Origin of the sequence: Brevibacterium salitolerans, assembly GCF_039531405.1 — a bacterium.
In the GTDB taxonomy this organism is placed as follows: domain Bacteria; phylum Actinomycetota; class Actinomycetes; order Actinomycetales; family Brevibacteriaceae; genus Brevibacterium; species Brevibacterium salitolerans.
Window position 1 is genome coordinate 541,885 of sequence record NZ_BAAAPZ010000002.1, and the last position, 10,066, is coordinate 551,950.

Consider the following 10,066-nt stretch of genomic DNA (forward strand, 5'->3'; position numbering starts at 1 on the left):
GCCCGCGCATGCCGGGACTGATCAGGCGCGAGGACATCGACGAGGTCCGCTCGCGCACCCGGCTCGACGAGGTCGTGGGGGAGTACGTCACGCTCCGGAACGCCGGTGTGGGCTCGATGAAGGGCCTCTGCCCGTTCCACGACGAGAAGACCCCGTCCTTCCACGTCCGCCCGCAGGTGGGGATGTACCACTGCTTCGGCTGCGGGGAGAGCGGGGACGTGTTCACGTTCCTCCAGAAGCTCGACGGGATGACCTTCGCGGAGTCCGTCGAGCGGCTCGCCGAGCGCGCGGGCGTCCAGCTCACGTACGAGGAGGGCGGCTCCGGCCCGGACCGTGAGGAGGTCGGCCGCAGGCAGCGGCTCATCGAGGCCCATCAGCTCGCGGAGGAGTACTATCGCACGCAGCTCGGCTCCCAGGAGGCCGGTGCGGCGCGCGAGTACCTGCACACCCGCGGCTTCGACGACGCGGCGCTCGCGCACTTCGGCGTCGGCTACGCCCCGCGCGGCTGGGACCATCTGCTCAAGGCGCTGCGCGGTCGCGGCTTCACGACGGAGGAGCTCGTCGCGACGGGTCTGGTCTCGGAGGGCCAGCGCGGGGTGTACGACCGCTTCCGCGGCCGCATCATGTGGCCCATCCGCGACGTAACGGGGCGGACCATCGGGTTCGGCGCCCGGAAGCTCTACGAGGACGACCCCGGTCCCAAGTACCTCAACACGCCGGAGACGGGCCTCTACCACAAGGCACAGGTGCTCTACGGCCTCGACCTCGCCAAGCGCGCGATCTCGAAGACCAAGCGCGTCGTCATCGTCGAGGGCTACACGGACGTCATGGCCGCGCACCTCGCCGGGGTGGAGCAGGCCGTGGCGACCTGCGGCACGGCCTTCGGTGAGGAGCACGTGAAGATCGTCCGCCGGCTGCTGGGCGACGACGCCGCCGGGACGGGCGAGGTCGTGTTCACCTTCGACGGCGACGAGGCCGGGCAGAAGGCCGCGCTGCGCGCCTTCGAGCTCAACGAGAAGTTCGTCTCCCAGACCTTCGTCGCCGTCGAGCGCTCCGGCCGTGATCCGGCGGATCTGCGCCTGGCCGCCGGCGACGCCGCGGTGCGCGAGCTCATCGACTCCCGCCGCCCCCTCTTCGAGTTCGCCCTCACCTCCGCCGTCGAACGCTTCGACCTCGGCACCGTGGAGGGCCGGGTGGGGGCGGTGCGCGCCGCCGCGCCGGTGCTCGCCGCCATCCGGGACTCCGCGATCCGCCCGGAGTACGTGCGGCTCGTCGCAGGCAGGACCGGGATGGGCGTGGACGAGGTCGCCGCCGAGGTCCGCCGTGCGCGTCCTCCGCGGGGCGGAAAGGAGGGCCCGCGCGCGTCCCGGCGGCGGGGGACCGGGACCGCGTCCTCCGAGGCGCGGACGGCCGGTCGGATCGAGGCGTACGCGGAGGAGCTGGGCGGCGCGGCCGCGCCGGTGCCGGAGTACGATCCCGCGGCGGTGCGGATCGAGCGCGGTGCGCTCCAGGTGGCGCTGCAGCAGCCGCAGTTCGTGAACGCCACGCTCTTCGACGGACTCAACGGCGAGGTGTTCACCCATCCGGATCTGCGCCGGGTGCACGCGCTCATGCAGCGGGCAGGGGGAGTCGCCGCAGGGCTGGCGGATCCCCTGGCCTGGCCGGAGAAGGTCATGGAGGCGGCCGGGGCCGCAGGTGAGGACCGTCTCCGCTCGCTCGTCGGCGGTCTCGCCGTGGAGCCGCTGCCGGCGACCGATGCGCGTGAGGTCGAGCGCTACTCCCGGGGGATCATCGCCCGCCTGTTCGACGCGGACATGGCGAGGATCGCCTCCGAACTCCACTCGCGCCTCCAGCGCACCGATCCCGCGGATCTGGAGACGAGCTCCGCGCTCCTCAACCAGCTCCAGATCCTCGAGGTCCAGCGCGCGCGCCTGCGGCAGCTCATGTAACGGAGCCGGGCGCGGGAAGCCCCGTCTGTGAGTCTGCACTCACTGCACGTTTTGCACTTGATGCAAATAGTGCAGGGAGTGCAGACTTGGAGGCGTGAATGAGCAGACAGCAGCCGAGGAGACCCCTCGTGCCCACGAGTGCGAGTCCCTCCGGGCCCGGAAGGCCCGCATCAGCCGGGAGGCGATCCACTCCGCTGCCGTGAGGCTGGCGTACGAGCGCGGCCTGGAGGCTGCGACGATCGCGCAGATCTCCGCGGAGGCGGGCATCTCGCAGCGCACCTTCTTCAACTACTTCGCAAGCAAGGAGGACGCGATCATCGGCACCGCCGTGAGCGGGCCGGAGCCGGAGGTCGTGGCCGACGCCGTCGCGGCCGCGGATCTGTCCGGGGACGTGTTCGGCGGCGTCGCCGGAATCGTCCGCGACGTCATGTCCTACTCGATGGGCGATGACGAGGTGCGGGAGATGCGCCGGATCCTCTTCGTGCAGAACCCCCTCCTGGTGCAGCGGAAGTCCGACACCGGGAGCCTGCTCGCCACGCAGCTCATCGACGTGCTCACGGAGACCCTGGGCGAGCGGGTGGCGGAGCTGGACCTGCCTGAGGGCGTGAGCACGCGGGACGCAGTGCGGATGATCGTCCTCATCTCCTTCGCCCCGCTGCGCAGCGCCTACGCGATGGGCGCCTATGAGCAGCGCATGCGCGAGGAGGCGGCGGGCCCGGAGTCCGCCCCTCCGCCCGACACCACGCCCGAGGCCGCCCGTGCGCGCTTCGACCAGTCCCTCGCCCTCTTCCGCACCGTCCTCGAAGGCTTCCGTTCATGAGAAAACTTCCCACCACGCACGCAGATACGGAGTCCGCCATGCCTGCCTCCTCGCAGGAGACCACCGCACACGCCCCTACGGCCGGCAGCGCCGCCCAGCCGGCCCCCAGTGCCGGCTCCATCTGGCTCCTGTTCATCGGCCTCATGCTGGCGATGTTCATGTTCTCGCTCAACCAGACGATCCTCGCCACCGCGCTGCCCACCATCGTGGGCGAGCTCGACGGCGTCGACCAGATGCTCTGGATCCAGACGGGCTTCATGCTCTCGTCCACCATCCTCATGCCGGCCTACGGCAAGCTCGGCGACCAGCTCGGCCGCAAGCCGCTCTTCATCTTCGCGATCTCCGTGTTCCTGGCCGGCTCCGTGGCGGGCTTCCTCGCGCAGTCGATGGGCTGGCTCATCGTCGGCCGCATCATCCAGGGCGTCGGCGGCGGCGGCATGATGATCCTCTCGCAGGCGATCATCGCCAGCGTCGTCCCGGCGCGTCAGCGCGGGAAGTACATGGGGATCATGGGCTCGGTCTTCGCCGTGTCGTCCGTGGCCGGGCCGCTGATCGGCGGCTGGCTGACGGAGGGCCCCGGCTGGCGCTGGGCCTTCCTGCTCGCGCTGCCGCTGGGCCTGCTCGCCATCCTCTCCACCGTCTTCTTCTTCCACGAGGATCCCGAGACCCGCACGGGTGAGCACAGCGTCGACATGGGCGGTCTGGCCCTCATCGGCGTCTTCACCACCTCCGTGGTGCTCATCGCGGCCTGGGGCGGCACGCAGTACGAGTGGACGGACCCGGTGATCCTCGGACTCATGGGCGCCGGCGTGCTCGCCGCCGTCGCATTCGTGTTCGTCGAGCTGCGCGTGAAGGCTCCGATCATCCCGATGTCGCTCTTCCGCGACAGGAACTTCACCCTCGCCTCGATCACGGGCGTGCTGCTCTCGATCGGCATGTTCGGCGTGATCTCCTACATGCCCACCTACCTGCAGATGACGCATCACCTCTCGCCGTCCGTCGCCGGCCTCTCGATGACTCCGCTCATGGCGGCGATGCTGGTGGTCGGCACCACGGTGGGCTTCCTGGTCTCGAAGTTCGGCCGCTACCGCCGGTACCCCATCGCCGGCATGGCGATCGCGACCGTGGGTCTCGTGCTCCTCTCGACCCTGCACGTGGAGACCCCCATGTGGCAGCTGATGGTCTTCCTCGCGGTGTTCGGCATCGGCCTGGGCCTCACGATGCAGCAGCTCGTGCTGATCGTGCAGAACTCCTTCCCGGTGTCGATGGTGGGAACGGCCACGGCGTCCAACAACTACTTCCGCCAGGTGGGCGGCACGCTGGGCATGTCGCTGGTCGGCACGCTGTTCACGAGCCGGCTCATGGACAACATCTCCGAGGGCATGCAGAAGCTCCCGGACGGCGCCGGCGCCATGGGCTCGTCGAACCAGCTCACCCCGGACCTCGTCGCCCACCTGCCCGAACCGGTCTACGGCATCGTCGTCAACGCCTACAACGACGCGCTCGTGCCGCTGTTCCTGTGGTGCGCCCCGCTCACCGCGGTCGCGTTCGTCATCACGATGTTCATCGTGCACAAGCCGCTGGCCACGAAGAACGTCCCGGCCGCCCGGGACAGGGTGGACGCGGACTGATGTGACAGGATGGTGAGGCATGACGACTCTCACCATCCTCACGAGCCCCGGCCGCGTCCGTCCCGCCTCCTTCGAGCGTCTCAGCCGCGACGCCGAGGTGCGCTGGACGGAGGCCGAGGGCCTTGCGGAGTCGCTGCGCGGAGCCGACGCCCTCCTCCTGTGGGACTTCTTCTCACCGGCGCTGCGGGGGGCGATGGGCGCGGCGGACTCGCTGCGCTGGGTCCACGCCGCCAGCGCCGGTGTGGACTCCCTGCGCTTCCCCGCGCTCGTCGAGCACGGCGCCGTCGTGACGAACGCGCACGGGATCTTCGACCAGGCGATCGCCGAGTACGTGCTGCACACCGTGCTGATGTTCGCCAAGCACGCCCCGGAGAGCCTGGAGCTGCAGCGCCGCCACGAGTGGGAGCGCAGGGAGCTGGAGCAGATCCGGGGGACCCGCGCCCTCGTCGTGGGAACCGGCGGGATCGGCCGGCGGATCGCGCAGCTGCTCGGGGCGGTCGGGATCGAGGTCGCCGGTGCGGCCAGCAGCGCCCGGGACGGCGACGCGGACTTCTCCGCGATCCACGACTCCGCGCGGCTCACGGAGCATCTGGGGGACGTCGACTGGCTCGTCAACGCCGCACCGCTGACGGAGGCGACGACGGGGCTCTTCGACGCGGAGGTCTTCGCCGCGCTGCCCGCACGAGCACGCTTCATCAGCATCGGCCGCGGGAGGTCGACGCGCACGGACGACCTGGTTCACGCCCTGCGGACGGGCGAGATCGCGGGGGCGGGACTCGACGTGGTGGATCCGGAGCCGCTGCCGCCCGGCCACCCGCTCTGGGACCTGCCCGGAGTCGTCCTCACCGCTCATCTCTCCGGGGACACCGAGGGCTGGACGGATCGTCTGGCGGAGCAGTTCCTCGACCACTGGGACCGGTGGATCGCGGGGGAGGCGTTCCCGCAGACGGTCGATCTGCGGGCGGGCTACGTGCCGAGCCGTTAGCCCTGCACCCAGCCGAGCGAGCGCTGCACGGCCTCGTCCCAGCGGGTGAGGCGCGCCGCGCGTTCGGCGGCGGTCATCCGGGGCTCCCAGCGGCCGGTCTCCTCCCACAGCCGGGCGAGGTCGTCCGTGCCCGCGAAGACCCCGGCGCCCATGCCCGCGGCGAAGGCCGCGCCGGTGGCGGTGGACTCGATGGAGCCGCGGGTCACCTCGCAGTCGGAGATGTCCGCCTGGAACTGCATGAGGCCGTCGTTGACCGCCATGCCGCCGTCCGCGCGCAGGGTGGAGATCGCGAAGCCGGAGTCCTGCCGGAGGGTCTCGATGACCTCGGCCGTCTGGAAGGCGGTCGACTCCAGCGCGGCCCTGGCGATGTGACCCTTGGTGGCGAACCGGGTGAGCCCCACGATCGTCCCCCGTGCGTCCGGACGCCAGCGCGGAGCGAAGAGACCGGAGAAGGCGGGGACGAAGTACACGTCCCCGGAATCCTCGACGGAGCTCGCCAGCGTCTCGACCTCCTCGGAGGAGGTGAGGATGCCCAGGCCGTCGCGCAGCCAGTGCACCAGCGAGCCGGCGACCGCGATGGAGCCCTCCAGAGCGTAGGCGGCAGGCCTGCCGGCCTCCTGGTAGGCGACCGTCGTGATGAGCCCGCCGGCCGAGGCCACGGGCGCGGTGCCCGTGTTGGTGAGCAGGAAGCAGCCGGTGCCGTAGGTGTTCTTCGTGTCGCCGGGGGAGAAGGCGCACTGGCCGAAGGCGGCGGACTGCTGATCGCCGAGCACGCCCGTGATGGGCACCCCGGCGAGCAGCTGGTGGCCCGCGACCGTGCCGAACTCGCCGATCGACGGCAGGATCTCCGGGAGCATCGCGCGGGGCACGCCGGTGAGGGCCAGCATCTCCTCGGACCAGTCGAGGGTCTTCAGGTCCATGAGCATGGTCCGCGAGGCGTTCGTCACGTCCGTGACGTGGCGGCCGCCGGCCGGCCCGCCCGTGAGATTCCAGATCAGCCAGCTGTCCACGGTGCCGAACAGGAGCTCCCCGGCCGAGGCTTCCTCCCGCTGCCGGGGCGGGAGGGTGTCGAGGATCCAGGACAGCTTGATCGCGGAGAAGTAGGTGGCGACGGTGAGCCCGGTGCGCGCGGCGATGTCCGCCGCGTGCGGGGCGAGCCGCTCCACGATCTCCTCGCCGCGGGTGTCCTGCCAGACGATCGCCGGATGCACCGGCCGCCCGGTGGCCGCCTCCCAGACGACGGTCGTCTCCCGCTGGTCCGTGATGCCCACGCAGGAGATGTCCGAGTGCGTGAGCTGGGTCCGGCCCAGGACGGTCCCGATCATCTCCCGGGTCGTGAGCCAGATCTCCTCGGCATCGTGCTCCACCCAGCCCGGCCGGGGGAAGTGCTGGGCGAACTCCCGCGAGGCGGACGCGACCATGCGGCCGTCCTCGGCGAAGACGGCCGCACGGGTCGAGGTCGTGCCCTCGTCGATGGCGAGGATGTGGCCCACGGTCTCAGCCCTGTGCCGGCAGCACCGTCTGGGACAGGCCCGCCATCTCCGCCACGCAGCGGATCACCTGGCAGGAGTAGCCGAACTCGTTGTCGTACCAGACGTAGACCACGGCGCGGTCGCCGTCGGCGATGGTCGCCAGGCCGTCGACGATCCCGGCCCGTTTGGAGCCCACGAAGTCCGAGGACACGACCTCCGGTGAGGAGGTGTAGTCGATCTGGTTCCGCAGCGAGGAGTGCAGCGAGGTCTCCCGGAGGAAGGAGTTGAGCTCGTCGACCGTCGTGGGCTTCTCGAGGTTGAGGTTGAGCACCGCCATGGAGACGTTGGGGGTGGGCACGCGGATCGCGTTGCCGGAGAGCTTCCCGGCGAGCTCCGGCAGCGCCTTCGCGACGGCCTTCGCCGCGCCCGTCTCCGTGAGGACCATGTTGAGGCCGGCGGCGCGGCCGCGCCGGGAGCCCTTGTGGTAGTTGTCCACGAGGTTCTGGTCGTTGGTGAAGGAGTGGACCGTCTCCATGTGCCCGTTGCGGATGCCGAAGCGGTCGTTGAGGACCTTGACGACCGGCGTGATCGCGTTCGTCGTGCAGGAGGCGGCGGAGAGCACGGTGTCCTCGGGCGTGATGTCGTGGGAATTCACGCCAAACACGATGTTCTTCACATCGCCCTTGCCGGGGGCGGTGAGGATCACCTTGGACGCACCCGGGCAGGCGAGGTGTTGCGAGAGCCCCTCGCGGTCGCGCCACTTGCCGGTGTTGTCGATGACGATGGCGTCCTCGATGCCATAGGCCGTGTAGTCGACCTCGGAGGGGTCGTTCGAGTAGATGACCTTGATGAGGGTGCCGTTGGCGAGGATCGTCTCGTTCTCCTCGTCGACGACGATGGTGCCGTCGAACTTGCCGTGGATCGAGTCCCGGCGCAGCAGGGAGGCGCGCTTGACGATGTCGTCGGGACCGTTGCGGCGGACGACGACGGCGCGCAGGCGCAGTCCGGAGCCGCCGGCGCGGTCGATGAGGATGCGGGCCAGGAGGCGGCCGATCCGGCCGAAGCCGTAGAGGACCACGTCACGGGGCTCCGCACGCTCCCCGCCGCCCAGCGCGTCCGCGAGCAGTGCGGCGAGGTCGCCGCCGCCGGCCCGCTGAGCGGCCGCCAGCCGGCCGAGGTCCACCGTCGTCGCCCCGAGGTCCAGGGAGACGAGCTCGCGGGCGATCGCCAGCGTCTCCTGCAGGTCGAGGTCCGTGCCGTCGAAGTGGCGCGCGTACCGGTGGGCCTTGATGACGCCGGTGACGGACTTGTTGAGCAGGCTGCGGCCGTAGACGGTGAGGAGGACCCCGTTCTCCCGGTGCAGCCTCCCGACGAGGGGGATGAGCTGCTCGGCGGCGTCCTGCTTGGCGGCCCACTGCTGGGACTCGGCCTGGATCTGGTCGGTCAAGAGACGGAACCTTTCACTGAACTCGCGGTGGTGTCCACAGAGTCTACGCGGTCACGGCGTGCGGCGTCGCGGCGACCTGCGGTTCTGGAAGCGGTTGAAGCCCAGCAGGGTCGCGGCGATGAGGCCGGCCGCCGCCAGCAGCGCGCCGAGCGTCTGCCCGGCGCTCTCCCGGCGCACGGCGGGACCGGTGGCCGCGGTGCGCGCGGTGCCGTTGTCCGTGACGGACGCGATGCGGGCGAAGACCGGGGTGTCGTCGGCCGTCCCCATCCACGCCGCGACCATGAGGATGATCCGCGCGAAGACATTCATCGACAGCATGATCGCGATGACCGGTCCGAAGAGGGCTGCGGTGGGGGAGCCGGAGAAGAGGTCGATGAGCAGCGTGGCCAGGCGGAGCAGGACGGTGAGCGCCAGCCCTCCGAACAGGGCGCCCATCGCCTTCGTGCGCATCGGCACGGGCGAGGCCGGCAGGAGGGTGAAGATGAGCAGGAAGATGAGCCAGCAGGCCGCGGCCGTGGCGATGACGGGCACGATCTGGAAGACGGGGTCCATCCACCCGGGCAGGTCCAGCCAGGTGACGATGGTCGAGCGCAGCGAGGAGGAGACGACGTTGAGGGCGATGGCGAGGGCGACGCCCACGAGGATGCCCAGGAGCGCCACGGTGTTGTTGACGATGCGCGGGACGATCCCGTCCTGGTCCTTCTGCACCCCGTGGGCGTCGAGCTGGGAGCGCACGGCGTCCTTGAGGTTGCCGATGAACCCCTGCGCCGTGTAGAGGGCGGAGACGACGGCGACGATGCTCGCCCCGCGCCAGCCGGTGAGGAAGCTCTGCAGCAGCGCCACGACCTGTTCGTCGCCCCCGTACTCGGCGATCTGCGCGCTCACGGCGTCCATGAGCTCCGGCCGGACCACGTCGAGGAAGAAGCCCAGCGCGGAGAACGCGAACATGAGGGTGGGGATGAGGGCGAGGACGAGGAAGTACGTGATGGCGGCGGCGAACTGGTTCCCCAGCCGCTGGCCGTAGCGGTCCAGCGTCTGCCGCAGATGCACGACGACGGGCCTGCGCATGATCTGCTGCGCCGTGCTCTGGCCCGCCTCCCGCTTGGACGCTGTCAGGATGCGTTCGCCTGGGTTGCCGGAGACAGTCATGGGAGCATCCTATGCTTGGGCCCATGACTCTGACACAGGGATTCACCGAGTGGGTCGTCTCCGTGATGGACGCGCTCGGCGCTCCGGGCGTGGGCCTGCTCGTCGCGCTCGAGAACCTGTTCCCGCCCATCCCCAGCGAGCTGATCCTGCCCCTGGCGGGCTTCACCTCGAGTCTGGGCAGCATGCATCTCGTCTCCGCCATCGCCTGGGCGACGATCGGCTCCGTGCTCGGCGCGCTCGCGCTCTACTGGGTCGGGCGGGCATTCGGGCACGAGCGGATCGTGCGGTGGGCGGCGAAGCTGCCGCTCGTGGACCCGGCGGACGTCGAACGGACCGTCGCCTGGTTCGGCCGCCACGGCCGCAAGGCGGTGTTCCTGGGCAGGATGATCCCGATCTTCCGCTCGCTCATCTCGATCCCCGCGGGCATCGAGCGGATGAGCCAGAGCTGGTTCCTCCTCCTGACGATGGCCGGTTCCCTCATCTGGAACTCGCTGTTCGTGCTCGCAGGGTTCTGGGTGGGGGAGAACTACGCGGTGATCGAGCGCTACGCCGGCTGGTTCCAGAACGCCGTCATCGTGGTGGTCGCGGCGGCTCTCGTGTGGTGGATCGTCGC

At 70.4% G+C, this 10,066-nt stretch carries 8 protein-coding genes; 5 read left to right on the top strand and 3 right to left on the bottom strand.

What is annotated here, in order from left to right; all coding sequences use genetic code 11:
• Positions 1 to 8: 8 nt before the first annotated feature.
• From dnaG to ABD240_RS03530, 4 genes are all read left to right on the top strand, one after another.
• Entirely contained in the window at positions 9 to 1,949 is a 1,941-nt protein-coding gene (dnaG, locus tag ABD240_RS03515; RefSeq protein WP_344335194.1) for a DNA primase, read from the top strand.
• 94 nt (positions 1,950 to 2,043) lie between these two features.
• Entirely contained in the window at positions 2,044 to 2,769 is a 726-nt protein-coding gene (locus tag ABD240_RS03520; protein ID WP_344335197.1) for a TetR/AcrR family transcriptional regulator, read from the top strand.
• A complete protein-coding gene (locus ABD240_RS03525) occupies positions 2,766 to 4,400 on the top strand; it encodes an MDR family MFS transporter (protein ID WP_291794682.1) in 1,635 nt (544 codons plus the stop codon). The genes ABD240_RS03520 and ABD240_RS03525 overlap by 4 nt, the downstream gene beginning before the upstream one ends.
• 19 nt (positions 4,401 to 4,419) lie before the next feature.
• Positions 4,420 to 5,385, top strand: a complete 966-nt coding sequence (locus tag ABD240_RS03530) for a D-2-hydroxyacid dehydrogenase (protein WP_291794683.1) — start codon at positions 4,420 to 4,422, stop codon at positions 5,383 to 5,385.
• On the opposite strand, the gene glpK is transcribed toward ABD240_RS03530, so the two are convergent.
• Genes glpK through ABD240_RS03545 form a run of 3 tightly spaced genes read right to left on the bottom strand, consistent with a single transcriptional unit; the run spans position 5,382 to position 9,453 of the window.
• A complete protein-coding gene (gene glpK, locus ABD240_RS03535) occupies positions 5,382 to 6,878 on the bottom strand; it encodes a glycerol kinase GlpK (protein ID WP_291794684.1) in 1,497 nt (498 codons plus the stop codon). The genes ABD240_RS03530 and glpK overlap by 4 nt on opposite strands.
• A 4-nt stretch (positions 6,879 to 6,882) precedes the next feature.
• Positions 6,883 to 8,304 (bottom strand): glyceraldehyde-3-phosphate dehydrogenase, encoded by a 1,422-nt coding sequence (locus ABD240_RS03540; protein ID WP_344335201.1) that lies wholly within the window; start codon positions 8,302 to 8,304, stop codon positions 6,883 to 6,885.
• Between the two features lie 51 nt (positions 8,305 to 8,355).
• Positions 8,356 to 9,453, bottom strand: a complete 1,098-nt coding sequence (locus tag ABD240_RS03545; RefSeq protein WP_291794686.1) for a YhjD/YihY/BrkB family envelope integrity protein — start codon at positions 9,451 to 9,453, stop codon at positions 8,356 to 8,358.
• Between the two features lie 23 nt (positions 9,454 to 9,476).
• On the opposite strand from ABD240_RS03545, the gene ABD240_RS03550 reads away from it, so the two are divergent.
• A partial coding sequence (locus tag ABD240_RS03550) for a DedA family protein (protein ID WP_344335206.1) occupies positions 9,477 to 10,066 on the top strand: 590 nt, incomplete at its 3' end.

Coding starts and splice junctions, on each gene's coding strand:
- ABD240_RS03545 (WP_291794686.1), bottom strand. CDS start 9,453: ATGACTGTCTCCGGCAACCCAGGCGAACGCATCCTGACAGCGTCCAAG.
- ABD240_RS03530 (WP_291794683.1), top strand. CDS start 4,420: ATGACGACTCTCACCATCCTCACGAGCCCCGGCCGCGTCCGTCCCGCC.
- ABD240_RS03525 (WP_291794682.1), top strand. CDS start 2,766: ATGAGAAAACTTCCCACCACGCACGCAGATACGGAGTCCGCCATGCCT.
- dnaG (WP_344335194.1), top strand. CDS start 9: ATGCCGGGACTGATCAGGCGCGAGGACATCGACGAGGTCCGCTCGCGC.